General features: G+C 67.2%; 24 protein-coding genes and 1 pseudogene. 12 read left to right on the forward strand and 13 right to left on the reverse strand.

From position 1 onward, the window contains the following. From AC11WY_RS17155 to AC11WY_RS17170, 4 genes and pseudogenes are all read left to right on the forward strand, one after another. Window positions 1–551: transposase (locus AC11WY_RS17155; RefSeq protein ID WP_482927738.1), on the forward strand; the 551-nt coding region annotated here is incomplete at its 5' end. Between the two features lie 55 nt (window positions 552–606). Further along, window positions 607–917 (forward strand): annotated as a pseudogene (locus AC11WY_RS17160) (IS30 family transposase); the annotation flags it as partial. 82 nt (window positions 918–999) lie between these two features. After that, complete coding sequence (locus AC11WY_RS17165; protein WP_482927740.1) at window positions 1,000–1,872, forward strand: S-methyl-5'-thioadenosine phosphorylase; 873 nt, start codon at window positions 1,000–1,002, stop codon at window positions 1,870–1,872. Between the two features lie 23 nt (window positions 1,873–1,895). Beyond that, the gene (locus AC11WY_RS17170; protein WP_482927742.1) at window positions 1,896–2,429 is read left to right on the forward strand and encodes an adenine phosphoribosyltransferase; all 534 of its coding nucleotides are present in this window, start codon (window positions 1,896–1,898) and stop codon (window positions 2,427–2,429) included. Between the two features lie 125 nt (window positions 2,430–2,554). Here the strand turns inward: AC11WY_RS17170 and AC11WY_RS17175 are convergent, their stop codons facing one another. The 11 genes from AC11WY_RS17175 to coxB all read right to left on the reverse strand — a co-directional run bounded on the left by AC11WY_RS17175 (window position 2,555) and on the right by coxB (window position 11,940). Then, window positions 2,555–3,970 carry an FAD-binding oxidoreductase gene (locus AC11WY_RS17175; protein WP_482927744.1) on the reverse strand — a complete coding sequence of 472 codons (1,416 nt, stop codon included), beginning with the start codon at window positions 3,968–3,970 and terminating at the stop codon, window positions 2,555–2,557. 36 nt (window positions 3,971–4,006) lie between these two features. Further along, a complete protein-coding gene (locus AC11WY_RS17180; protein ID WP_482927746.1) occupies window positions 4,007–4,546 on the reverse strand; it encodes a DUF1697 domain-containing protein in 540 nt (179 codons plus the stop codon). 3 nt (window positions 4,547–4,549) lie between these two features. Next, the gene (locus tag AC11WY_RS17185) at window positions 4,550–5,134 is read right to left on the reverse strand and encodes a GNAT family N-acetyltransferase (RefSeq protein ID WP_482927748.1); all 585 of its coding nucleotides are present in this window, start codon (window positions 5,132–5,134) and stop codon (window positions 4,550–4,552) included. Next, the gene (locus AC11WY_RS17190) at window positions 5,134–6,396 is read right to left on the reverse strand and encodes a M16 family metallopeptidase (protein ID WP_482927750.1); all 1,263 of its coding nucleotides are present in this window, start codon (window positions 6,394–6,396) and stop codon (window positions 5,134–5,136) included. The genes AC11WY_RS17185 and AC11WY_RS17190 overlap by 1 nt, the downstream gene beginning before the upstream one ends. Next, window positions 6,393–7,778 (reverse strand): threonine synthase, encoded by a 1,386-nt coding sequence (thrC, locus tag AC11WY_RS17195; RefSeq protein WP_482927752.1) that lies wholly within the window; start codon window positions 7,776–7,778, stop codon window positions 6,393–6,395. Before thrC ends, AC11WY_RS17190 begins: the two co-directional genes overlap by 4 nt. A gap of 12 nt (window positions 7,779–7,790) precedes the next feature. Continuing rightward, window positions 7,791–8,468, reverse strand: a complete 678-nt coding sequence (locus tag AC11WY_RS17200; protein WP_482927753.1) for an SURF1 family protein — start codon at window positions 8,466–8,468, stop codon at window positions 7,791–7,793. 92 nt (window positions 8,469–8,560) lie between these two features. After that, a complete protein-coding gene (locus AC11WY_RS17205) occupies window positions 8,561–9,364 on the reverse strand; it encodes a cytochrome c oxidase subunit 3 (protein WP_482927755.1) in 804 nt (267 codons plus the stop codon). Between the two features lie 17 nt (window positions 9,365–9,381). Further along, on the reverse strand, window positions 9,382–9,924 hold the full coding sequence (locus AC11WY_RS17210; RefSeq protein ID WP_482927757.1) for a cytochrome c oxidase assembly protein: 543 nt from the start codon (window positions 9,922–9,924) through the stop codon (window positions 9,382–9,384). Beyond that, a complete protein-coding gene (locus AC11WY_RS17215; protein ID WP_482927759.1) occupies window positions 9,921–10,094 on the reverse strand; it encodes a hypothetical protein in 174 nt (57 codons plus the stop codon). The genes AC11WY_RS17210 and AC11WY_RS17215 overlap by 4 nt, the downstream gene beginning before the upstream one ends. After that, window positions 10,094–11,026, reverse strand: a complete 933-nt coding sequence (gene cyoE / locus AC11WY_RS17220; protein WP_482927761.1) for a heme o synthase — start codon at window positions 11,024–11,026, stop codon at window positions 10,094–10,096. The genes AC11WY_RS17215 and cyoE overlap by 1 nt, the downstream gene beginning before the upstream one ends. 53 nt (window positions 11,027–11,079) lie before the next feature. Continuing rightward, on the reverse strand, window positions 11,080–11,940 hold the full coding sequence (gene coxB / locus AC11WY_RS17225) for a cytochrome c oxidase subunit II (RefSeq protein WP_482927763.1): 861 nt from the start codon (window positions 11,938–11,940) through the stop codon (window positions 11,080–11,082). A 179-nt stretch (window positions 11,941–12,119) separates the two neighbouring features. Here coxB and tldD point away from each other — a divergent pair, with 179 nt between their 5' ends. Together tldD and dprA are read left to right on the forward strand one after the other, a co-directional pair. Then, on the forward strand, window positions 12,120–13,541 hold the full coding sequence (tldD, locus tag AC11WY_RS17230) for a metalloprotease TldD (RefSeq protein WP_482927764.1): 1,422 nt from the start codon (window positions 12,120–12,122) through the stop codon (window positions 13,539–13,541). 76 nt (window positions 13,542–13,617) lie between these two features. Beyond that, window positions 13,618–14,778: a DNA-processing protein DprA gene (gene dprA, locus AC11WY_RS17235; RefSeq protein WP_482927766.1), complete on the forward strand. Its 1,161-nt coding sequence runs from the start codon at window positions 13,618–13,620 to the stop codon at window positions 14,776–14,778. Between the two features lie 13 nt (window positions 14,779–14,791). On the opposite strand, the gene AC11WY_RS17240 is transcribed toward dprA, so the two are convergent. Further along, on the reverse strand, window positions 14,792–15,223 hold the full coding sequence (locus tag AC11WY_RS17240; protein WP_482927768.1) for a hypothetical protein: 432 nt from the start codon (window positions 15,221–15,223) through the stop codon (window positions 14,792–14,794). Window positions 15,224–15,390: 167 nt separating this feature from the next. Between AC11WY_RS17240 and topA the strand changes: the two genes are divergently transcribed. The 3 genes from topA to AC11WY_RS17255 all read left to right on the forward strand — a co-directional run bounded on the left by topA (window position 15,391) and on the right by AC11WY_RS17255 (window position 19,564). After that, window positions 15,391–18,045, forward strand: a complete 2,655-nt coding sequence (topA, locus tag AC11WY_RS17245; RefSeq protein ID WP_482927769.1) for a type I DNA topoisomerase — start codon at window positions 15,391–15,393, stop codon at window positions 18,043–18,045. 181 nt (window positions 18,046–18,226) lie between these two features. Continuing rightward, window positions 18,227–18,922 carry a CoA transferase subunit A gene (locus AC11WY_RS17250; RefSeq protein ID WP_482927771.1) on the forward strand — a complete coding sequence of 232 codons (696 nt, stop codon included), beginning with the start codon at window positions 18,227–18,229 and terminating at the stop codon, window positions 18,920–18,922. A gap of 12 nt (window positions 18,923–18,934) precedes the next feature. After that, window positions 18,935–19,564: a 3-oxoacid CoA-transferase subunit B gene (locus AC11WY_RS17255; RefSeq protein WP_482927773.1), complete on the forward strand. Its 630-nt coding sequence runs from the start codon at window positions 18,935–18,937 to the stop codon at window positions 19,562–19,564. 159 nt (window positions 19,565–19,723) lie between these two features. Here AC11WY_RS17255 and AC11WY_RS17260 read toward each other — a convergent pair whose 3' ends face one another. Next, window positions 19,724–20,581 (reverse strand): lytic transglycosylase domain-containing protein, encoded by an 858-nt coding sequence (locus AC11WY_RS17260; RefSeq protein WP_482927775.1) that lies wholly within the window; start codon window positions 20,579–20,581, stop codon window positions 19,724–19,726. 391 nt (window positions 20,582–20,972) lie between these two features. Between AC11WY_RS17260 and AC11WY_RS17265 the strand changes: the two genes are divergently transcribed. The 3 genes from AC11WY_RS17265 to cpaB all read left to right on the forward strand — a co-directional run bounded on the left by AC11WY_RS17265 (window position 20,973) and on the right by cpaB (window position 22,523). Then, complete coding sequence (locus AC11WY_RS17265) at window positions 20,973–21,176, forward strand: Flp family type IVb pilin (protein ID WP_482927777.1); 204 nt, start codon at window positions 20,973–20,975, stop codon at window positions 21,174–21,176. Window positions 21,177–21,343: 167 nt separating this feature from the next. Beyond that, window positions 21,344–21,541 carry a hypothetical protein gene (locus tag AC11WY_RS17270; protein WP_482927779.1) on the forward strand — a complete coding sequence of 66 codons (198 nt, stop codon included), beginning with the start codon at window positions 21,344–21,346 and terminating at the stop codon, window positions 21,539–21,541. A 145-nt stretch (window positions 21,542–21,686) separates the two neighbouring features. Then, window positions 21,687–22,523: a Flp pilus assembly protein CpaB gene (gene cpaB, locus AC11WY_RS17275; protein WP_482927781.1), complete on the forward strand. Its 837-nt coding sequence runs from the start codon at window positions 21,687–21,689 to the stop codon at window positions 22,521–22,523. Window positions 22,524–22,573: the final 50 nt, after the last annotated feature.

Genomic DNA, 22,573 nt, shown 5'->3' on the forward strand with positions numbered 1-22,573 from the left:
GGTTGCCCGCCCAGCCCTACTGCGCGCAACGCGGCGGGCTGGAGTATCGTGCGCGCCGCAAACACTGCGGACGGCGGCAAAAGCTTGCCCTCGGCGGCTGGCTGCATGACTTTGTGCGAGGCAAGCTGATCCACCGGCGCTGGTCACCCGAGCAGATTGCGCGCAAGCTTCGGGCCATGCATCCCGAGGATCCGACCCGCCAGATCAGCCATGAGACCATCTATGCCGCGATCTACGCGCAGCCGAGGGGCGGGCTGAAGGCGGAGATGCTCGCGGCACTGCGGCAGGCGAAACCCGCCCGCGGGTTGCGGCGCACCACCCTGTCCGGCGGCTCTATCGCCCCGGAATCGTTGCGGATCATCCACCGCCCCGAAGAAATCGAGGGCCGCCTTGTTCCCGGGCACTGGCCTTACGGCGATGCAAGCATCGCCTACCGGCTAATAGGAAGGCGATCTGATCAAGGGGGCGTTCAACCGCTCGGCAGTGGGCACGGTGGTCAAGCGCAAGACCCGCTATCTCATTCTCAGCAAGATGCGCGGCTGCACCGCTGACGCAGCGCTGGACGGCTTTACGCGACAGATGAAACGGCTGCCCGCGGCACTGCGCAAGAGCATGACCTACGACCGCGGATCGGAAATGGCCTGCCACCCGGAACTGGCGCGCGTCTGAAGATCGACATCTGGTTTTGCGACCCGCACGCCCCCTGGCAGCGCGGCTCGAACGAGAACACCAACGGATTGCTGCGCCAGTTCTTCCCCAAGGGCACCGACCTGAGCGGCATCAGTCAGACCGAACTGAACGACGTGGCGTGACTGATGAACCAGCGCCCACGCAAGACCCTCGGATGGAAAACACCCGAGGAAGCCATGGCCGAAGAACTCGCGGCCTTCAAATCAACCGTTGCACTTGAAACTTGAATCCAAGAGGTTGCGGCAAAACGGAACTTTTCCGTCCCTTCGGTTCCCACTAGTCTGACCCCGCACACCAAGGGGGACCGTGATGGAACGGATGATCGGCGTCATCGGCGGCTCGGGCCTCTACGACATTCCGGGGCTCGTCGGCGCGCACTGGCAGACCGTCGCAAGCCCCTGGGGAACGCCGTCGGATCAGATCCTTGTCGGCCGCCTCGACGGTGTCGCGATGGCCTTCCTGCCGCGCCACGGCCGTGGTCACGTCCATTCCCCGACCGATGTGCCCTACCGCGCCAACATCGACGCGCTGAAGCGGCTGGGGGTGACCGACGTGATCTCGGTCTCCGCCTGCGGGTCGTTCCGCGAGGACATGGCGCCGGGCGATTTCGTCATCGCGGACCAGTTCATCGACCGCACGTTCGCACGGGAAAAGTCTTTCTTCGGAATGGGTTGCGTGGCCCACGTCAGCCTTGCCCGCCCGACTTGCGCGCGCCTTGGCGCGGCCTGCCTTTCGGCGGCGATCGAGGCGGGCATCACCGTGCACGACGGCGGCACCTATCTGGCGATGGAGGGGCCGCAGTTCTCGACCCTTGCCGAAAGCCGGATGTACCGCAAGCACTGGGGCGCCGACGTGATCGGCATGACCAACATGCCCGAGGCCAAACTCGCCCGCGAGGCCGAACTGTGCTATGCCTCGGTCGCGATGGTCACCGACTACGACTGCTGGCACCCCGGTCACGACGCGGTCGATGTGGCGGCCGTGATTGGCACGCTGACCGGCAACGCGGGCCGCGCGCGGGCCCTGATCGCCGGGTTGCCCGGCCGTCTCGGCGCCACCCGCGCGCCCTGCCCGCAGGGCTGCGATCACGCGCTGACCCATGCCATCATGACCGCCCCCGCCAAGCGCGACCCAGGCCTGCTGGCCCGGCTCGATGCCGTGGCGGGCCGCGTGCTGCGCTGAGATTTTCCTGAAAGGCCAATGACATGACCAAGACCGTCAAGGACTACATCCGCACCATCGCCGACTTCCCGCACGAGGGGATCCTGTTTCGCGACGTGACCACGCTGTTTCTGGATGCGCGCGGCTTTCGCATGGCGATCGACCAGTTGCTGCATCCTTATGCCGGTGTGCGGATCGACAAGGTCGCCGCGCTGGAGGCGCGCGGGTTCATCCTTGGCGGCGCCATCGCGCACCAGCTCAGCCGCGGCTTCGTGCCGATCCGCAAGAAAGGCAAGCTGCCGGGCACGACGATCGCGCAGGACTACAAGCTGGAATACGGCGAGGCAATCATGGAGATTCATGACGATGCCCTGCAACCCGGTGAAAAAGTGTTGCTGGTCGATGATTTGCTGGCCACCGGCGGCACCGCCGAGGCGGGCATCAAGCTGATCGAGCGGCTGGGCGCCAGCGTCATCGGCTGCGCCTTCGTGATCGACCTGCCCGAACTGGGCGGGCGCAAACGGCTGGAGGCGCTGGGGATGGACGTTCACGCGCTGTGCGAATTCGACGGGCATTAGCAGTTTGGCAAGAGAATCGGCGTAAATCTGAGGCTGCCCGGTGCATCGGGCGCTGCTTGCAAGAACGTAACCCCAAACCGCGCCCCGCCGGTCCCCTCCGGCGGGGGCATTTCGAAAGGAAGCTGTCAGGCGCGCAGCACCGCGCCTGGATTGAGGATGCCCAACGGGTCCAGCGCCGCCTTCACCGCCCGCATCGCCGCCAGTTTTGCGGGGTCTGAATAGCGTTCAAGGTCATCGACCTTCAGTCGGCCGATACCATGCTCGGCGCTGACCGAGCCGCCCATCGCGTGCACCATGTCGTGCACGAGCCGTTTCACCTCGCCACGCCGGTTGTCGTAGTCGGCGCGGTGGCGGCCCCGCGCGGGGAAGACGTTGTAGTGCAGGTTGCCATCGCCCAGATGGCCAAAGCAGTTCACCCGCCAGTCACCAAGCGCCGCCAGCGCGGCCCCGGCGCGGGTGATGAAGGCCGCTATCCCCGACAGCGGCAGCGAAATGTCGTGCGAGGAGATCGCGCCGATCCGGCGGTTGCCCTCGGGCAGCATCTCGCGCAGGGTCCAGAACGCGGCCCGCTGCGCCTCGGACTGGGCGATGATGCCGTCGGAGACGAGCCCCGCCACCAGCGCGTCGCCGAACAGATCGGCCAGCGCGGCCGAAGGATCCTGCCCGCGCGGCAGGCCGACGTCGATCAGCACCGACCACTCCGGCGGCACCGCGAAAGGCTGGCGGAACTCCGGCATCGTCTCGGTCAGGAAGTCGAACCCCACCCGGTGGATCAGCTCGAAGGCCGAAACGCCCTCGGCCATCCGTTCGCGCGCCATCGCCAGCAGCGTCAGCGCGGCGGCGGGGCTGTCCACCACGATCAGCGCCGCCCCCTCGGCGCCCGGAATCGGCGACAGCTTCAGACTGGCGGCCGTGATGATGGCAAGCGTGCCTTCGGATCCCACGATCAGGTCGCGCAGGTCATAGCCGGTGTTGTCCTTCCGCAGCCGCTTCAACCCATGCCAGATCGTGCCGTCGGCCAGCACCGCCTCGACCCCCAGGCACAGCTCGCGCGCATTGCCATAGCGCAGCACATTCACGCCGCCTGCGTTGGTGGCCAGATTGCCGCCGATCCGGCACGAGCCCTGCGAGGCCAGCGTCAGCGGGAACAGCCGGTCCACCGCCCGCGCCGCCTGATGCACATCGGCCAGAATTGCCCCCGCCTCGGCGATCAGCACGTTTTCCTCGGGGTAGATCGCGCGGATCGCCGCCATCCGTTCCAGCGACAGGATCAGCGGCGCGGGCCGCCCCTCGGGCATGATCTGACCACCGACAAGGCCGGTGCCGCCGCCCCAGGGCACGATCCCCACCCGCGCATCGGCGCAAAGGCGCACCACCGCCGCCACTTCGTCCACGCTGCGCGGGGCGGCCAGCGCGCCGCCCTGCCCGTAGAACCGGGCGCGCGGCTCCTCCAGATAGGCGGGGGATACCGGCTTGAGCGTGCCCTCGGGCAGCGCCGCCACCAGACGGGCGGCGAAGGCGGCATCGGCGGGGTTCAGCATCGGCATCTCCTGTCCATCCGGTCAGACCGGGCGTCGTCAGCCCGGCCCGAGGCTCCGCGCCAGATCGGCGATCGCCCGGACCGAGCGCAGATTGCGCGCCGTGATCTCCACCGGCAAGGCCATCACCCGCCTGGCGAGCGTCGAGCGGCCGAACCCCTGCGGCAGGTGCAGCCACAGCACCTTGCCACGCACGGCATAGCTTTCGCCCTCGGCCGCCAGCGTTTTCAGAAAGGCGAACCCGGCGTCGGGCAGCGCGCGTTCCATGAAGAGGGCGTGCACATGGGTCGGTTCCGCCACCGCCGGAAACGGGTTGGCGTCCAGCGCGGCCAGAAACGGCCCCCGGCCCATCACCAGGACCGGCGGGCGGAAGCCGAAGCGGGCCAGCACACCATCGGCGATGCGCGCCGACAGGGCGGCCGCGGCAAGGTCCGAGCGGAACACGGCGTTGCCGCTTTGCACATAGGTCTTGGCCGATTGCAGGCGCAGATCGGCCAGCATCGCGCGGAACTCGGCCATCGGCAGCGGGTTGACGCCCGAGACGTTCACCGCACGCAAAAGGGCGACCCAGACCGTCATGGTTCAGCCCACGTCGGTGCGGCCGCGCCGGTCACGGCGCAGGCTGGCGTAAAGCACATGGTTGCGCCAGCGCCCGTTGATCTGCAGGTAGCTTTGCGCGACGCCCTCGTATTTGAAGCCGCTCTTTTCCAGCACCCCGCGCGAGGCGGCGTTTTCCGGCAGACAGGCCGCCTCGATGCGGCTGAGGTCGAGCGCGGAAAAGGCGTGATCGACCAGCGCCGGGATCGCCTCGCTCATGTAGCCCCGGCGCGCGAAGGGCTGGCCGACCCAATAGCCCAGCGTCCCCGCCTGCGCCGGGCCGCGGCGGATATTGTCGAGCGTGATCGCCCCCACCAGCATATGATCGGCGCTGCGGATCAGGAACACCGGCAGCGCGGTGCCGCTGCGCACGGCGCGCGCGGCCCAGTAGACGCGGTTGGTGAAGGCGCGGCGCGACAGGTGATCCTCGGCCCAGGTCGGCTCCCAGGGTTGCAGGAAGGCGGCGGAGGCGCGGCGCAACTCGGTCCAGGCCGGGAAATCGGCGTGCACCGGCGGCCGCAGGATCAGCCGCTCCGTCTCGATCCGCACCTTGCGGCGCGCGCCCCACATCAGGCGGCAAGCCTCCGGCGCAGCGCCTCAAGATCGGGCGCCTCGGACACCGGGCCGTAAAGCGCCAGCGCCGCGCGCCCGGCCGTGGCCAGGTCGCCCGCGTGGCGGCGCACCTCGGCGGTGGTCACCGCGTCGATCTTGGCGACCGCCTCGTCGACATCGGGCACCCGGCCCCAGATCGACAGCAGCCGCGCCAGCCGCTCGGCGCGCGAGGACGGGCTTTCCAGCCCCATCAGCATTCCCGCCTTCATCTGCGCGCGGGCGCGGGCCACCTCGGCCTCGGTCATGTCGTCGGCCGAGCGTTTCAGCTCGTCGATGGTCAGGCCCGCCAGTTCGGCGATCTCTTCGGCCGAGGTGCCGGCGTAGATCGTGAACATGCCGGTATCCTCGTAGGCACCCGCCTGCGCGAAGATCGAGTAGCACAGCCCCCGCTCCTCGCGGATCTTCTGGAACAGGCGCGAGGACATGCCGCCGCCCAGCGCGGTCGACAGCACCTGGCTGGTGTACATCGCGTCGTCGCGATAGCCCGGCCCCTCGAAGGCGAGCGCGAAGTGCACCTGCTCCAGCGACTTCGCCTCGCGCCGTTCGCCGCCCGAAAAGCTAGCGGGCTGGATCAGGGCCAGGCCGACCGGCCTCAGCGCCCCGAACACCTCGGTGGCAATCTCGACGATGCGGTCGTGATCGACCCCGCCAGCCGCGGCCAGAATCATCTGGTCGGGGCCGTAATGTTCGCCCACGAAGCGTTGCAGGTCGTCACGATTGAAGGCGCTGATCCGTTCTGCCGGGCCGAGGATGGAGCGGCCGAAGGGCTGATCGGGGTAGGCCGCTTCCTGCAACCAGTCGAAGATCACGTCGTCCGGCGTGTCCAGCGCCTGCCCGATCTCTTGCAGGATGACGTGGCGTTCCACCTCGATCTCTTTGGGATCGAACACCGGGTTCAGCACGATGTCGGCGATCACGTCGATCGCCAGCGGCACGTCATCCTGCAGCACGCGGGCATAATAGGCCGTCATCTCGCGGCTGGTGTAGGCGTTGATGTAGCCGCCCACATCCTCGATCGCCTCGGCGATCTGCAGCGCGCTGCGGCGGGTCGTGCCCTTGAACGCCATGTGTTCGAGGAAATGCGCGATGCCGTTCTGTTCGGCCCGTTCGTGCCGCCCCCCGGCCATCACCCAGACCCCGACAGAGGCGGACTTGAGCCCCGGCATCGCCTCGGTGACGATGCGCAGGCCGTTGGGCAACGTGGTCAGGCGACAATTCACGCGGCGATCCTTTCGCGGATCAGGGTTTGCAGGGCGGCAAGGTCGTTGGGCACCTCGGTCAGACGCTCGGGCCGCTCGAAAAGGTCGGCCATCCGGGCGGGCAGCGCCGGGCGCAGGCCGATGGCAGCCTCGACGGCGTCGGGGAACTTCGCCGGGTGGGCGGTGGCCAGGGTGATCATCGGCGTGGCGCCCAGATGCTCCTCGGCCACCTTCACGCCGACGGCGGTATGCGGGCACAGCACCTCGCCGGTCTGATGATAGATGCGCTCGATGGTGAATTCGGTCTCGGCCTCGGAACAGCGGCCCGAGGCGAAGGTGGCGCGCAACCGCGTGATCGCGCCCTGGCTGATGGTGAAGCCGCCCAGCGCCAGTTCACCCATCAGTTGCGCCACGGCGGCGCCGTCGCGGCCGTAGGCATCGAACAGCGCGCGCTCGAAGTTGGACGAGACCTGGATATCCATCGACGGGCTCATCGACGGCCTGACGCCATCGGTGACATAGGCGCCCGAGGTCAGCGCGCGGTGCAGGATGTCGTTCTGGTTGGTGGCCACCACCAGCTTCTCGATCGGCAGGCCCATGCCGCGCGCAATGTAGCCTGCGAAGATGTCGCCGAAATTGCCGGTGGGCACGGCGAAGCTGACGGCGCGGTGCGGCGCGCCAAGGCTGACCGCCGAGGTGAAATAATAGACCACCTGCGCCAGCACCCGCGCCCAGTTGATCGAGTTCACGCCCGCCAGCCCGACCGCATCGCGGAAGGCGAAATCGTTGAACATGTCCTTCACGCGGGCCTGGCAATCGTCGAAATCGCCATGCACGGCCAGCGCGTGAACGTTGGACTCGGTCGGCGTCGTCATCTGGCGGCGCTGCACCGGGCTGACGCGGCCATGTGGATAAAGGATGAACACGTCGACATTGGCCAGCCCCCGGAACGCCTCGATCGCCGCCGAGCCGGTATCGCCCGAGGTCGCGCCGACGATGGTGACGCGCTTGCCCGACCGTGCCAGTGCCGCCTGAAAGAGCTGCCCGATCAACTGCATGGCGAAGTCTTTGAAGGCCAGCGTCGGGCCGTGGAACAACTCCAGCAGGAAGTGGTTCGCCCCAAGCTGCACCAGCGGCGCCCGGGCGGCGTGGCCGAAGCCCGCGTAAGCGCGCGCGATCAGGTCGCGAAACTCCGCCGCGGTGAAGGCGCCGCCAAGGAAGGGCCACATCACCCGGAACGCAGTGTCCTCGTAGCTCAGGCCCGCCAGCCCCGCGATCTCGGCGGCGGTCAGTTGCGGCACGGACTCGGGCACATAAAGACCGCCGTCGCGGGCAAGGCCGGTCAGCATCGCCTGTTCGAAGGATAGGATGGGTGCGGCGCCCCGTGTCGATATGTAGTGCATTTGTCCCCGGCCCTAGAGCTGTTTCCGCCTGATACGCCACAGAAGAAGCCCTGTCATCCCCAGCCAGCAGAGGGCGAGGGAAAACCATGTGATGGCGTAGTTCAGGTGTTCATTGCGGATGCCCGAGGTATCCACCGGGATCGGGGTGATGGCGGGGCTTTCGCCCGGCGCGGCCTTCGCGACGATCAGCACCGGCTCGGTCTTCAGCGCCGCGGCCATCTTCGCCACGTCGCGGGCGAACCAGATGTCGCCCTTCAGGTCGGGCGCGGGGGTGAAGCCGTCGGTCTCGTTCGGCCATTGCAGGTTGCCGACCAGCACGGTGGCAAAACCGGCCCGCGCCGCCGCCGCGCCGACCTCGGGAACGAAGCCGCGATCGACCATCACCCGCCGTTCCTCGGCGGTGACGAAGGGCGAGATGACGCGGTAGCCGGGGCCGGTATCACTGTCCGAGGTCAGCACATGCAGCTCTTGCGGCTGCACGTCGCCGCGGACCGTCACCGCCAGATACTGGTCGCGCCCCGGGTCCGGCTGGGTGGGCAGCGGCACCGGCGCGGCGGCGATGCGGGCCGAGATCTCGGCCAGCATCGCCTCTTTCCAGTGCAGGCGGTGCAATTGCCAGACGCCAAGGCTGACGAGGATGCCCGCGCCGATCAGACCCAGCAGGATCGGGAAGATGTAACGGCGGTTCATGCGGCTCTCCGGCAAGGAAAAAGCGCGCGCCTTGCGGCCCGCGCTTTGGGGTCAGGCGGCGCCCGGCCGGGCCCGGACGCGAGAACGGGGTGTCAGGCGCTGCCCCAGATGTAGATCGCGGCGAAGAGGAACAGCCAGACCACATCGACGAAGTGCCAGTACCAAGCGGCGGCTTCAAAGCCGACATGTTCGGTCGGCGTGAAATCGCCCCGGATCGCCCGGATCAGGCAGACCCCAAGGAAGATCGTGCCGATGATGACATGGGCGCCGTGGAACCCGGTCGCCATGAAGAACGAGGCGCCGTAGATGTTGCCGGCAAAGCCGAAGGTGGCCTCGCTGTATTCATAGGCCTGGCAGGCCGTGAAGCAGGCGCCCAGCAGCATCGCCAGGATCAGGCCGTTGATCATGTCCTTACGGTTGTTGTCGTGCACCAGCGCATGGTGCGCCCAAGTCGCCGCCGCGCCCGAGCAGAGCAGGATCAGCGTGTTGATGATCGGCAGGTGCCAAGGGTCGAAGGTCTCGATGCCCTTCGGCGGCCAGACGGCGTAAACCGCGCTTTCCGCCGCGCCGCCGGGATAGAGCGCATGCTTGAAGAAGGTCCAGAACCAGGCCGCGAAGAACATCACCTCGGACATGATGAACATGATGAAGCCGTAGCGCAGGCTGATGCGCACGACCGGGGTGTGCTCGCCGGTATTGCCTTCGCGCACCACGTCGGACCACCAGCCGAACATGACATAAAGCACCATCAGGACGCCGATCAGGAACATCCAGGGGCCCATCTGGTGCATCGCCAGCACCGCCCCGAACAGCATGATGAACGCGCCAAGAGCCCCGATGAAGGGCCAGATGGACGGCGGCAGGATTTGGTAGTCGTGGTTTCGTTCATGCGCCATAGCGATCCCTCGTCGGCTCAGTTGACAGGTGCGGCAGGGGCGGTGGTCACCGCGGCCTGCCGTTCGGGCGTTTGCGCCTCGTGAAAGGTATAGGACAACGTGATGTCCTTCAGGGTGGACATCTTCGGATCGGCCGCGATCGACGGATCGACGAAGAAGGTCACCGGCATCTCGATCTTCTCATGCGGCTGAAGCGCCTGCGTCGAGGTGCAGAAGCAGGCAATGCGCACGACGTAGCCATCCACCGCCGCGGGCGTCACGCTGTACTGCGCCTGTCCGGTGATCGGGTGGTCGGTCGTGTTCTCGGCCTCGTAGAAGGCGATCCCGGTCTCGCCCAGTCGCACCGTCATCTGGTCCTGCAACGGGTGGAACTGCCAGGGATTGCCATTCTCGGGCGCGGCGGCGAAGCGGATGGTCACCGTTCGATTCAGCGGATTTTGCGCGGCAAGGCCGGTCAACTGGCCAAGCTGCGGCCAGGCCGCCCAGGCGGCACCGCCAGCGCAAGCCGAGACCACCGCCAGCGCCGCAACTGCGCGAAAGAACGCGCCCGCCCCGCTCACGGCGTCACCCCGACGGCGGACGTCGCGGGCAGGTCGGGATGCGGTTCGTGCGACACCTTCACGATGGTCATGCCGAAGACGATGACGACGAAGGCCAGCAGCGACAGCCCGATACCGAGGTTGCGGCCAAGGCGGCGCTTGTGCAGTTCGTGATCCGGCTGGAACGACATCACCAGCCCCCCAGGCCATAGTTGCGCAGCACCGCCTGCGCCAAAAGCGCGCCGAAGTGCAGGAAAAGATACAGCAGCGAGAACCGGAACACGCGCTTTTCCAACGCGTATTTGTCGGCCTCGGCCACGGCCTCGTCACGCCGCCAGATCTTCCAGGCACCAAGCAGGAACCCCGCGTTCAGCACCACCGAGGTGGCGAGGTAGACCGGCCCGCCGATCGAGGTGAACGCCATCCCGATCGCCACCGGCACCAGCAGGATCGTGTAGACCAGGATATGCGCCCGCGTCGCCTTGCGGCCGTGCGTCACCGTCAGCATCGGCACGCCCGCGTTGGAGTAGTCTTCCTTCATGAAGAGCGCCAGCGACCAGAAGTGCGGCGGCGTCCACATGAAGATCAGCGCGAACATCAGCAGGCTTTCGACACTGACTCCGCCGGTTGCCACCGCCCAGCCGATCATTGGCGGGAAGGCCCCGGCCGCGCCACCGATGACGATGTTCTGCGGCGTCGAGCGCTTCAGCCACATCGTGTAGACGACGGCGTAGAAGAAGATCGTGAAGGCCAGCAGCGCCGCTGCGAAGACATTCGCGGCCAGCGCCAGCATCACCACCGCAATGCCCGACAGGCCCAGCCCGACCGCCAGCGCCTCGTCCGCGGTGACGCGGCCCGAGGGCACCGGCCGGCCTTGCGTGCGGCGCATCTTGGCGTCGATGTCGGCATCCCACCACATGTTCAGCGCGCCGGAAGCCCCGCCGCCCAAAGCGATGAACAGGATCGAGGAGAACGCGATGACCGGATGCACATGCACCGGCGCGACCAGCAGGCCGACCAGCGCGGTGAACACCACCAGCGACATCACGCGCGGCTTGAGGAGCTGGACGTAGTCGCCGAAGCCCGCCTCGCCGCCCTGCTCGTAGACCCGGATATCGCTCATGTCGTCCTCGTGTCGGGCGGGGCCGCGCTATGCGCGCAGGGTCCGGCCTGCGCTCAGTTGGAGGCCAGCTGCACGGACGCCGCCGGGGCATCCGCACTGGCGAACAGCTTTTTCGCCGTGACCAGCCACTTGGCGTAGTCGTCTTCGCTCAGCACCTTGACCTCGATCGGCATGAAGGCATGGTCCTTGCCGCACAGTTCCGAGCACTGACCGAAGTAAATTCCGGGTGTATCGGCCTTGAACCACGCCTCGGCCACGCGGCCCGGCACGGCGTCCTGCATCACGCCGAAGGCGGGCACCTTCCACGAGTGGATGACGTCGGCGCCGGTGATCTGCAGCACCACGGTCTTGCCGACCGGCACGACCAGCGGATTGTCGACCGCCAGCCGGTAATCGCTCTCGTCGTAGCCCGCGGCTTGCAGCTTGTCCTGCGTCAGCATGAAGCTGTCGAAGCCGATGCCCTCGTTCTTGTAGGCATAGCTCCAGAACCACTGGTTGCCGGTCACCTTCACGGTCATGTCGGCCGTCGGGATTTCTTCTTCCAGGAACAGCACCGGCAGCGAGTAGGCGCCGATGATGACCAGAATCACGATCGGGATCAGCGTCCAGGCGATTTCGAGCGGCGAGTTGTGGGTGAACTTCGACGGCGTCGGGTTCGCCTTCTTGTTGAAGCGGATCATCACGTAGACCAGCAGCAGCGACACGAAGATCACGATCCCGGTCATGATGTCGGTGATCATGCCCTCCAGGCCGTGGATGTGGCGCGCCACGATCGTGCCGGCGGGCTGGAACCCCATCGCGCCGTCGACCGGCTTGCCGATGATCGGCACGGCGGTGTCGGCGAAGGCGGCCGCCGCCGATGCGAAGAAGGCAATCCCGGCACCGAGGCCCGATTTCAACGTCGAGAGTCGCATCTTGTGTTCCCGTTGCTTCGCGGCTGGCTGGGCCGCTTTTCGGTTCACTGGCCAACCGGCGCAGTATCCCATTGTTTAGGCTTCCGGAGAAACCATATTACGGCGGGATCGACAAGCAAAACTGTTGCGGCATCGCGCCGCCTCTTGATCTGCATCAACGACACGCGAAAGGCCCGGCCATGACCCAAGACAGCTTCCGCCCCTTCGAGACCCATCTGGACGAGGCGCGCGCGCTGGCGATTCTGCGGGCGGCCACGCACGGCGCGGACGATGGCGAGTTGTTCCTCGAACGCCGCCGGTCCGAGGCGCTGGTGCTCGATGACGGGCGCATCAAGACGGCGAGCTATGACGCCTCGGAAGGTTTCGGGCTGCGCGCCGTGCGGGGCGACGTGGCGGGCTATGCGCATTCCACTCATCTGACGGAACAGGCTTTGTTGCGTGCGGCCGAAACCGCGCGGCTGGCGGTGGGCGATGGCGGCGGCACGATGGCCGACGCGCCGCAGGGCACCAACCGCAGGCTTTACACCGACGCCGATCCGATCGCGGGCGCCTCTTTCCCGGTCAAGGTCGAGGTGCTGCGCGAGATCGACGCCTACGCCCGCGGCCTTGATTCGCGCGTCGTGCAGGTCTCGGCGACCATCGCCGCCTCGTTGCAGGAGGTGGAGATTCTGCGCCCCGACGGGCTGCGCCTCACCGACGTGCGGCCGATGGCGCGGCTAAATGTCTCGGTCATCGTGGAACAGGCCGGGCGGCGCGAAAGCGGCGGCGCCGGGGGTGGCGGGCGCTGCGGCCTCGACGGCCTGATCGCCCGCGACAACTGGCAGGCGGTGGCGCGCGAGGCGCTGCGCATCGCGCTGGTGAACATCGAGGCGGTGCCCGCCCCGGCCGGGGTGATGGATGTCGTGCTGGGGCCGGGCTGGCCCGGCGTGATGCTGCACGAGGCCGTGGGCCACGGGCTGGAGGGGGATTTCAACCGCAAGGGCACCTCGGCCTTCGCCGGGTTGCTCGGGCAACAGGTCGCCGCGAAGGGCGTGACGGTGCTCGACGACGGCACCATCCCCGACCGTCGCGGCTCGATCACGGTCGATGACGAGGGCACGCCCTCGGGGCGCAACGTGCTGATCGAGGACGGGATTCTGGTGGGCTACATGCAGGATCGCCAGAACGCGCGCCTGATGGGCGTGGCCCCCACCGGCAACGGGCGGCGCGAAAGCCACGCCCATATTCCGATGCCGCGCATGACCAACACCTACATGCTGGGCGGCACCGCTGATCCGGCGGCGATTCTGGCCGAGCTGAAGGATGGCATCTATGCCGTCGGCTTCGGCGGCGGTCAGGTCGACATCACCAACGGCAAGTTCGTCTTTTCCTGCACCGAGGCCTACCGGGTGAAAGACGGCAAGATCGGCGCCCCGGTGAAGGGCGCCACCCTGATCGGCGACGGCCCCGCCGCGATGAAGCAGGTGCGCGCCATCGGCAACGACCTGGCGCTCGACCCCGGCATCGGCAACTGCGGCAAGGCCGGGCAGTGGGTGCCGGTCGGCGTCGGCCAGCCGACGCTGCTGATCGGCGGGCTGACGGTGGGCGGCTCGGCGTCCTGACGGCCGGCGGGGAGCGATTCACCGGGGGTTAACCTTACCCGTTCAGCCTGCGACTCGTGAATGAGGCGAGGTCGACATGGCGGACGGGCAGTTTACTTCTTCACCCCCCTGCACCCCACCCCCCCCGGAGGAGGACGCCCTCGCCTGGCTTCGCCTCATTCGCTCCCGCAGGGTCGGGCCGGTCACCTTCTGGCGGCTGATCGCCGACCACGGATCGGCCGCCGCCGCGCTGGCGGCGCTGCCCGAGGTCGCGCAGGCGGCCGGGGTCGAGGGCTATGCCCCCTGCCCGGTCGAGGTCGCCCGCGCCGAGGTTGCCGCCGCGCGCAAGGCGGGCGCCCGGATGGTGCTGCGCGGCATGCCGCATTACCCGGCGGCGCTGTCCGATCTGCCCGACGCCCCGCCGCTGCTCTGGGTGATCGGCGATCCGGCCCTGCTGACGCGCCCGATGGTGGCCCTGGTCGGCGCGCGCAACGCCTCGAGCCTTGGCATCCGGATGGCGCGGCGGATGGCCGCCGAGTTGAAGGAGGCGGGATTCGTCGTAGTCTCGGGCCTTGCCCGCGGCATCGACGCGGCCGCGCATGAAACCGCGCTGCCGGGTGCCACCGTGGCGGTGCAGGCCGGTGGCGTCGACACCATCTACCCCGTCGAGAACGCCGACCTTGCCCGCCGCATCGCCGAGACGGGGTGCCGACTGTCGGAACAGCCAATGGGGCTGGAACCGCAGGCGCGCCACTTCCCGGTGCGCAACCGGTTGATCTCGGGGCTGGCCCAGGCGGTTGTGGTGATCGAGGCCGCGTCGCGGTCCGGCAGCCTGATCACCGCGAAGACTGCGCTGGATCAGGGACGCGAGGTTTACGCCGTGCCCGGCCACCCGTTCGACGCCCGCGCCGGGGGCTGCAACATGCTGATCCGCGACGGCGCCACTCTGGTGCGCAGCGCCGCCGACGTGCTCGAGGCGCTGGCCCCCGCGCAAGCGCCGCCACGAAAGGAGATCGCCCCGGCCCCGCCATTCGTCACCGAGGAGAACCCCAAACGCCCGCCGTCGCGCCCGCTGCGCGAGATCGCGGCGCTGCACGGCGCCATCCTCGCCCGCCTCGGCCCCAGCCCGCTGGCCGAGGATCAACTGATCCGCGACCTCGCGCTCAGCCCGGCCGAGGTCGCGCCACACCTGCTGACGCTGGAACTGGAGGGCAAGGTGCTGCGCCAGCCGGGCGGCCTGCTGTCGAAACTGAACTGAGGACTCCGGAAGCCTACTGCCCGATCATGGCGCAGACCTCGGGAATGACCGCCCGGAACGCCGCGCAATACTCTGGCGTCGCGTACCAGACATCGGTCGAGCCGAACTGCCACGCCACCGCGATCCAGGTTGCACCCGACCGGCGATAGAGCACCTCCATATGGGTGCCGTCCATATACTCCGGGTCATTGCCGTCGCGGGCGACCAGCGGCGTCAGGCGCAGGTCGATCTGTCCGCCACCCGGCCGCTGCGGCTGCAGCGCGGCAAAGGCGACATTGCCCGCCACGCGCAACTGCCCCACCACGAACTCGACCGGCGCGCCCAGATCCCGTTCCGCAGCAGGTCGCGCCGCGTCCATCAGGGCCGCCCGCAGCGCCGTGCCGCGGGCCGGAACGTCCCAGCCGAAGGCGGGCCCGGCCAGCACCGCCAGAACCCCGGCCGCCATCATCCCCATCCGCATCGCTTGGCCGCCCTGCCTCCGCCGCACCCAATCTCCGCCCGAGCCGGTCGCCGGTCAAGCGCCGAACGCAGGGCAGAGCCTCCATTGACAATGCCCGGCCTTCGCCCGCATCTTGCCCCGCCGCCGCAAAGGCCGTGCCGAAAGAGAGTTTCATGCCAGTCGTCGTCGTCGAGTCCCCGGCCAAAGCCAAGACAATCAACAAGTATCTCGGCTCCGATTACACGGTTCTCGCGTCCTATGGCCATGTCCGCGACCTGCCCGCCAAGGATGGCTCGGTGGATCCCGACCACGACTTCGCGATGACCTGGGAGATCGCGGCCGACAGCAAGAAGCACATCCGGGCGATCACCGAGGCGCTGAAGACGGACAACGAACTGATCCTCGCCACCGACCCCGACCGCGAGGGCGAAGCGATTTCCTGGCACCTGCAGGAGGCGCTGGCGAAGGCGATCAAGAAGGATACCAAGGTCAGCCGCGTCACCTTCAACGCGATCACCAAGGCGGCGGTGACGGATGCGATGGCCCACCCGCGCCAGGTCGATACCGCGCTGGTCGAGGCCTACCTTGCCCGCCGCGCGCTGGACTACCTCGTGGGATTCAACCTGTCGCCGGTGCTCTGGCGCAAGCTGCCGGGCGCGAAATCGGCGGGCCGCGTGCAGTCGGTCTGCCTGCGCCTGATCGTCGAGCGCGAGATGGAGATCGAGGCGTTCCGCGCCCGCGAATACTGGACCGTGTCCGCCACCCTCGCCACCCCGCGCGGTCAGACCTACGAGGCGCGGCTGACCGTTCTGGGCGGCCGGAAGCTGGACAGATACGACATTCCCACCGCCGAGGCGGCCGAACTGGCGGTGCAGGCTGTCACCTCCCGCGCATTGACGGTGAAATCGGTCGAGGCCAAGCCCGCCAGCCGCAACCCCTACGCGCCGTTCATGACCTCGACCCTGCAGCAGGAGGCCAGCCGCAAGTTCGGCATGGGCGCCAAGGCCTGCATGTCGGCGGCCCAGCGACTCTACGAGGCGGGCCACATCACCTACATGCGGACCGACGGCATCGACATGGCGCCCGAAGCGGTGATGGCGGCGCGCGACGAGATCGCCCGCCGCTTTGGCCCGCAATACGTCCCCGACAGCCCGCGGATGTACAAGAACAAGGCCAAGAACGCGCAGGAAGCGCATGAATGCATCCGGCCAACCGAGATGTCGGCCGCCCCCGACACGCTGAAGATCACCGACGCCGATCAGCGCCGCCTCTACGATCTGATCTGGAAACGCACCATCGCGAGCCAGATGGCGGCCGCCCGGATGGAACGCACCACCGTCGACGTCGCCAGCGCCGACGGCCAGGTCGAACTGCGCGCGACCGGTCAGGTCGTGCTGTTCGACGGCTTCATGGCGGTCTACGACGAGGGCCGCGACGACGTCGATACGCTTGCCGGCTCGGCCGGCGGGGAAGGCGAAGACGGCGCCCGCCTGCCGCAGATCATGCAGGGCGAGCCCGCCGAAAAGCGCTCCGTTGCGCCCGAACAGCACTTCACCCAACCGCCGCCGCGCTATACCGAGGCGACGCTGGTCAAGCGGATGGAAGAGCTTGGCATCGGCCGCCCCTCCACCTACGCCTCGATCGTCACCACGATCCAGGACCGCGAATATGTGCGCAAGGACAAGAACCGCCTGATCCCCGAGGACAAGGGGCGGCTGGTGACGGCCTTCCTGACCAACTACTTCCGCAAATATGTCGAATACGACTTCACCGCCGACCTTGAAGAACAGCTTGACGATGTCTCGGCCGGCAGCCGCGACTACAAGGACGTGCTGGCCCGTTTCTGGCGCGACTTCACCGCCGCCATCGCCGAAACCGCCGACCTCAGGATCGGCGAGGTGCTGGAGAAGATCGACGATTTCCTCGCCCCCCACCTCTATCCGCCGCGCGCCGACGGGTCGGACCCGCGCCTCTGCCCGACCTGCGGCAAGGGTCGGCTGAACCTCAAGACGGCGCGCTCCGGCGGCGCCTTCATCGGCTGCTCGAACTACCCCGAATGCCGCTACACCCGCCCGATCTCGGCGGTGAACGGCGAAGAAAGCGGCATGGTCGATGGCAAGGTGCTGGGCCTCGACCCCGCCGGGCTGGAAATCTCGCTCCGGAACGGCCGCTTCGGGCCCTACGTCCAGCGCGGCGAGGCCACCGAAGGGGCGCCCAAGCCGCCGCGCGCCAGCCTGCCCAAGGGCTGGGCGCCCGACACGCTGACGCTGGAGCGGGCGCTGATGCTGCTCGACCTGCCGCGCGCGATCGGGCCGCACCCCGCCGATGGCGCGCCGGTCGAGGCCGCGATCGGCCGCTATGGCCCCTATGTGAAGCACAACACGACCTACGCGAACCTGCCCGAGGTCGAGGAGGTCTTTACCATCGGCATGAACCGCGCGGTGGAAGTGCTGGCGCAGAAAGCCACGCGCGGGCGCGGCGCGGGCGCTGCCGTAGCACCGCTGAAGGAACTGGGCGAGCATCCGGACGGCGGGCCGATGCAGGTGATGGCGGGCCGCTACGGGCCTTACGTCAAATGGGGCAAGGTCTTCGCCACGCTGCCGAAAGAGATGGAACCGGAGGCCGTGACCTTCGATGAGGCGCTGGCGCTGGTGAACGAGAAGGCCGCAAAGGGCGGCAAGGGCAAGGTTGCCAGACCCAAGGCCGCCGCCAAACCCAAGGCCGCGGCCAAGCCGAAGGCCGCCGCCAAGCCGAAGGCTGCAGCGAAACCGAAGGCCGCAGCGAAACCGAAAGTGGCCGCCAAGCCGAAGAAGACCGCGTCAAGCTGACGCCCTCGCGCGCCTTCTTCCGTTTTCAAATATCCCACGGGGGTCGCCATTGGGTCGAGCACCAATGGCGACGGGGTGCGACCCCCCGCCTGCCCGGCCGCAGGCGGCGCCGCAGTGCGGCGATTGACACCCCGACCGCCCCGCGCCACAACCGTCGGCAGGGAATTTTCGGGAGAGCCTCATGAAAAAGGTCTATGCCGACGCGGCCGCGGCGCTCGACGGCCTCTTGTTCGACGGGATGATGATCGCGTCCGGTGGCTTCGGCCTCTGCGGCATCCCCGAGTTGCTGATCGCGGCGATCCGTGACGCGGGCACCAAGAACCTCACCGTCGCATCGAACAACGCGGGCGTGGATGCATTCGGCCTCGGCATCCTGCTGCAGACGCGGCAGGTGAAGAAGATGATCTCGTCCTACGTCGGCGAGAACGCGGAATTCATGCGCCAATACCTTAGCGGCGAGCTGGAACTGGAGTTCAACCCGCAGGGCACGCTGGCCGAGCGGATGCGGGCGGGCGGCGCGGGCATTCCGGGCTTCTACACCCGCACCGGCGTCGGCACCGTCATCGCCGAGGGCAAGGAACACAAGGAGTTCGACGGCGAGACCTACATCCTGGAACGCGGCATCGTCGCCGACCTGTCGATCGTGAAGGCGTGGAAGGCCGACACCTCGGGCAACCTCGTCTTCCGCAAGACCGCGCGCAACTTCAACCCGCCCGCAGCGACCTGCGGCAAGGTTTGCGTGGTCGAGGTCGAGGAAATCGTGCCGCTCGGCTCGCTCGACCCCGACAAGATCCACCTGCCCGGCATCTATGTGCACCGCCTGATTCAGGGCGAGCACGAGAAACGCATCGAAAACCGCACCGTTCAGGCGGCCTGAGGAGGAACGATCATGGCTTGGGACCGCAACCAGATGGCCGCGCGCGCGGCACAGGAACTGCGCGACGGGATGTATGTCAACCTCGGCATCGGCATTCCGACGCTGGTCTCGAACTACATCCCCGAGGGGATCAGCGTCACGCTGCAATCGGAAAACGGGATGCTGGGCATGGGCCCCTTCCCGCTGGCGGGCCACGAGGATGCCGACCTCATCAACGCCGGCAAGCAGACCATCACCGAACTGCCGCAGACGGCCTATTTCGACAGCGCCCAAAGCTTTGCGATGATTCGCGGCGGCAAGATCGCGATGGCGATCCTTGGCGCGATGGAGGTGTCGGAAACCGGCGATCTTGCCAACTGGATGATCCCCGGCAAACTGGTCAAGGGCATGGGCGGCGCGATGGATCTGGTGGCGGGGGTCGGCCGCGTCGTGGTGGTGATGGATCACGTCAGCAAGCATGGCGAATCGAAGGTGCTGAAGGCCTGCACCCTCCCGCTCACCGGCAAAGGCGTGGTCGACCGCATCATCACCAACTTCGGCGTGTTCGACGTGGTGCCGGGCGGGTTGAAGATCGTCGAGTGCGCCACCGGGGTAAACGAGTCCGAACTGCGTGCCGCGACCGAGGCGACGATTGTCGGCTGACGACCTTCCCGCTCGGCCCGTCGTGAACGCCACGCGGGAACGCTGGCCGGAATGGCGGATGCGGGCGTCTACAGCGAATTGCGTTCCATCTGACGCAAGGACATCAGAATTCGCCCAAGTCTTGGGGCGAATTCTGATTCAAGAGGAACGCAATTCGCTTTAGTTCGACGCGGTGTGGAACACGCAACCGTCGCTGACCAGTTCCGGCGGGGTCAGGCAGAGGCCCTGCGCCACCGTCCAGGCGGCCAGCACCTTGGGCACATAGTCGCGCGTCTCGGCGACGGCAGGCACGCCACCCGCGTTCTTCACCGCGTTCTCGCCCGCGTTGTAGGCCGCCAGCACCATCACCGGATCGCTGTCGAAGGTTTTCATCAGCCAGTCGAGATAGGTCACGCCGCCCTTGATGTTCTGCGCCGGGTCGAACGCGTCGCCCACCTTGAAACGTGACGCGGTGGCCGGGATCAATTGCATCAGGCCCTGCGCCCCGGTCGAACTGACAGCCTTCGGGTTGCCGTTCGATTCGATCCCGATCACCGCCAATGCGAGCGCGGGCGAAACCTGGGTGCCGATGGTGGCCGCCAGAATCTCCTTGCCGTAACTGGTCGCGATCTGCTGCATGTCGGCCAGCCGTGGCGCCGCAACACTCTGCCCCTCGGGGCCAAGGGTCAGCGCCGCCAGCGCCTTGGCGAATCGCCCCGAGCGGTCGTCGAGCGACGGCGAGACCGAATCCCAGTACCAGCCATAGCGCGCGCTGCCGGTCGGCAGCGGCGTGACCGGGGGCAGTCCTGCCACCACGGTCGGCGCGGGCGTGATGGGCGGCGCTGGCGTGGGCGGCGGGGCGAGTCGGGCGGCCTGCTCGGCCGGGTCGATCTGCACGGTGATGAACCGCGTGGTGCCCGGCGCCGGAGGCTTGACCATATGAAACGTGGGCGGGGGGATCGCGTCGGGGGTCTGCGCCGCCCCCGGCCGGGGGCAGATCGCGACCGCAATACTCAATCCTAGCGCAATCCGCCGCATGACCTGAACCTGCTCTGCCCCGTTTCGGGTCGTTGACTCCTTTTTCGCAGATATTCGCCGGCGATTCCATCTTTTCCCGATTGCAGCCGAATCTGCCGCTTCCCGACCCGCGAAAATCACCCGGACTCAGGCCATACACGCGTGGAGTGCGTACGTATTATTAAACATTTTCATAAACTTAACCTGAATAATCGCGGTTTCGTGTGGGCAAGTGAGAAAATGTCAACTGTCCGAAAATGTACGAGTGCTGCCCAAGTGTGGCCACGATTCGGGGGCTATATGAGGACATGCCGAAACGGAAACGAACCGGAACGGAACCCGGTGAGACACCCCGAGGCGGCGAGCAACGAAAACGACCATCAACCTTATGAACCTTGAAAGGGACACCCAAATGAAACTGTTCAACATCCTGAAGAACTTCCGCGCTGACGAATCGGGCGCCGTGACCGTTGACTGGGTCGTGCTGACCGCCGCGATCGTGGGCCTGGGCATCGTCGTCATGAACACCGTCGGTGGTGGCCTGACCTCGACCGCGTCGACGCTGAAGACCAACATCATCGGCTCGCAAACGACCCCGGCGACCGCTCTCTACTGATTAGCGGCGGGTTAACTTCCCCGCTTCAAGCGACGGGCCGCGCCTTCCCGAGGGCGCGGCCTTTTCCAAACTGCGGCAACGTCGGGGATCAATCGTCCAAGCACCATCTGCGCGCCGTCGATGATCCAGGGCCAGCCGGTCGAGCAACCCAGTTTGCGAGTGTTCCAATGTACGACCGAGCCATCTCATTCGTTCGCAATACCGACGGCGCCGTGACCGTCGATTGGGTCGTTCTTGCCGGCGCAATGGTCACCCTCGCCCTGCTGATGGCCGGCGACGTGATGGGCAGTGCGAGCACCAGCGGGACGAAGTCCAACGCTCGCGCGATGTCTGTCGTCCAGAACATCAAGACGCTGGATTTCTGACACCACCAAAGGTGTCGGAACCCCGGGTCGACAATTCCTCCCAATTTCATCCTTTCGCCGCAATTCGGTGCAACAATCTCCAATCGAGAAACGAGTGGCGCGCAAGACGTCGAACGTTTCGTGACCGTATGAGAGAGGCAGAAACATGCGTTTGGTATTCAGTCTGGTCCTGGTGCTCGGCGTCGCTCTGGCCGGATTCGCAGTCTATATGGCGCGCGGAATCCTCAACCAGAACGCCGCGGCGATGGCGAATCAGGGCAAGGCGGTGGCGACCGTCCCGATCTTCGTGATCCGCAAGGATGTTGCCTACGGCGATGTTCTCAAGAAGGAAGACGTGGCGTCGGTGTCCTGGCCGCAAGACGCGGTTCCCGTCACCGCGTTCACCGATCTTGCGGTGCTGTTTCCGGACGGCGAGAACCAGACGCGCGTCGTGCTCCGTCCGATGGACAAATTCGAGCCGATCCTGACGACAAGCGTCACGGCACCCGGCGGCGATGCAGGCATAACCGCCCGGCTTGAGACGGGGATGCGGGCTTTCGCGATCAAGGTGGACGTGACGTCGGGTGTTTCGGGCTTCCTGCAACCGGGTGACCATGTCGACGTCTACTGGTCTGGCACGAATGCGACCGACCACACCGACGTGACGCGGTTGATCGAGCCGGGCATTTCGGTGATTGCGGTCGATCAATCCTCCAGTGCCGACCCGACCAAGCAGGCCACCATCGCGCGGACCGTGACAGTTCAGGTCACCCCGCAACAGGTGGCGACCCTCGCCCAGGCGCAAGCAACCGGAAAACTGGCCCTGTCGCTGGTGGGTGCCAAGGATACCACTGTGGCGAGCGCGGTCGAGGTCGACTCCAACCGCCTGCTCGGCATCCAGCAGCAGGCCCCGATCGCGGAAGCGCCGAAGCCGAAAGTCTGCACCGTGCGTCAGCGTAGCGGCGATCAGGTCGTCGAAGTGCCGATCCCCTGCACGAACTGAGCCGGACTTCGGCCCGCATGATCGCCGCGCCGCACCCGATCCTTCGGGTG

This window comes from Solirhodobacter sp. (assembly GCF_964715405.1).

Excerpts from the sequence above, each read along its gene's own strand:
- AC11WY_RS17215 (WP_482927759.1), bottom strand. The coding sequence starts at position 10,094 with ATGTCGTTCCAGCCGGATCACGAACTGCACAAGCGCCGCCTTGGCCGC.
- AC11WY_RS17185 (WP_482927748.1), bottom strand. The coding sequence starts at position 5,134 with ATGTGGGGCGCGCGCCGCAAGGTGCGGATCGAGACGGAGCGGCTGATC.
- tldD (WP_482927764.1), top strand. The coding sequence starts at position 12,120 with ATGACCCAAGACAGCTTCCGCCCCTTCGAGACCCATCTGGACGAGGCG.
- AC11WY_RS17170 (WP_482927742.1), top strand. The coding sequence starts at position 1,896 with ATGACCAAGACCGTCAAGGACTACATCCGCACCATCGCCGACTTCCCG.
- AC11WY_RS17180 (WP_482927746.1), bottom strand. The coding sequence starts at position 4,546 with ATGACGGTCTGGGTCGCCCTTTTGCGTGCGGTGAACGTCTCGGGCGTC.
- cpaB (WP_482927781.1), top strand. The coding sequence starts at position 21,687 with ATGCGTTTGGTATTCAGTCTGGTCCTGGTGCTCGGCGTCGCTCTGGCC.
- AC11WY_RS17250 (WP_482927771.1), top strand. The coding sequence starts at position 18,227 with ATGAAAAAGGTCTATGCCGACGCGGCCGCGGCGCTCGACGGCCTCTTG.
- AC11WY_RS17240 (WP_482927768.1), bottom strand. The coding sequence starts at position 15,223 with ATGGCGGCCGGGGTTCTGGCGGTGCTGGCCGGGCCCGCCTTCGGCTGG.
- AC11WY_RS17255 (WP_482927773.1), top strand. The coding sequence starts at position 18,935 with ATGGCTTGGGACCGCAACCAGATGGCCGCGCGCGCGGCACAGGAACTG.
- AC11WY_RS17200 (WP_482927753.1), bottom strand. The coding sequence starts at position 8,468 with ATGAACCGCCGTTACATCTTCCCGATCCTGCTGGGTCTGATCGGCGCG.
- AC11WY_RS17165 (WP_482927740.1), top strand. The coding sequence starts at position 1,000 with ATGGAACGGATGATCGGCGTCATCGGCGGCTCGGGCCTCTACGACATT.
- topA (WP_482927769.1), top strand. The coding sequence starts at position 15,391 with ATGCCAGTCGTCGTCGTCGAGTCCCCGGCCAAAGCCAAGACAATCAAC.
- AC11WY_RS17175 (WP_482927744.1), bottom strand. The coding sequence starts at position 3,970 with ATGCTGAACCCCGCCGATGCCGCCTTCGCCGCCCGTCTGGTGGCGGCG.
- AC11WY_RS17270 (WP_482927779.1), top strand. The coding sequence starts at position 21,344 with ATGTACGACCGAGCCATCTCATTCGTTCGCAATACCGACGGCGCCGTG.
- cyoE (WP_482927761.1), bottom strand. The coding sequence starts at position 11,026 with ATGAGCGATATCCGGGTCTACGAGCAGGGCGGCGAGGCGGGCTTCGGC.
- coxB (WP_482927763.1), bottom strand. The coding sequence starts at position 11,940 with ATGCGACTCTCGACGTTGAAATCGGGCCTCGGTGCCGGGATTGCCTTC.
- thrC (WP_482927752.1), bottom strand. The coding sequence starts at position 7,778 with ATGCACTACATATCGACACGGGGCGCCGCACCCATCCTATCCTTCGAA.
- AC11WY_RS17265 (WP_482927777.1), top strand. The coding sequence starts at position 20,973 with ATGAAACTGTTCAACATCCTGAAGAACTTCCGCGCTGACGAATCGGGC.
- dprA (WP_482927766.1), top strand. The coding sequence starts at position 13,618 with ATGGCGGACGGGCAGTTTACTTCTTCACCCCCCTGCACCCCACCCCCC.
- AC11WY_RS17260 (WP_482927775.1), bottom strand. The coding sequence starts at position 20,581 with ATGCGGCGGATTGCGCTAGGATTGAGTATTGCGGTCGCGATCTGCCCC.
- AC11WY_RS17205 (WP_482927755.1), bottom strand. The coding sequence starts at position 9,364 with ATGGCGCATGAACGAAACCACGACTACCAAATCCTGCCGCCGTCCATC.